This window comes from Maribacter sp. TH_r10 (assembly GCF_033101095.1).
In the GTDB taxonomy this organism is placed as follows: domain Bacteria; phylum Bacteroidota; class Bacteroidia; order Flavobacteriales; family Flavobacteriaceae; genus Maribacter_A; species Maribacter_A luteus.
On sequence record NZ_JAWMPY010000045.1, the window covers coordinates 1 to 421 of the forward strand.

Annotated in this window: 1 pseudogene; it reads right to left on the minus strand. The window is 52.0% G+C overall.

Features of this window, described 5'->3' with window-relative positions:
- Nucleotides 1-421: pseudogene (locus R3X28_RS19255) on the minus strand (gliding motility-associated C-terminal domain-containing protein); the annotation flags it as partial.

A 421-nucleotide genomic window follows, 5' to 3' on the forward strand; every position in this document is an offset into this window, starting at 1 on the left:
GGATCAAGGTAATCCGGTGTACCGTCACCGTCTGTGTCGTCATTGGTTGGGTCGCCATCTCCATCGGCATCCTCATCCGGGGTGTCGATACCATCACCGTCATCGTCAAGGTCCCTATAGTTCACGTCCTCAGTACCATCCGTATCCGGTAGGTCGTTCGCAGGATCGTTTATCTCATCGTTTACATCGAAGCCATCGTTGACATCACTACCTTCGTAACCGTCATCCAATCCGTCACCGTCAGTGTCGATGCCCGTATAGGTTTGATCGGGGATGCCATCGTAATTGAAGTCGTTGCCCTCGTTGTTGTCAGGGACAAGATCGTTGTCACTGTCTTCATCCAAATAATCCTGCTCGTCCTCACTGTCCGTGTTCACTGGGTCAAGGCCATCGGGATAGGCAGAGTTCAATCCGTCGTTCT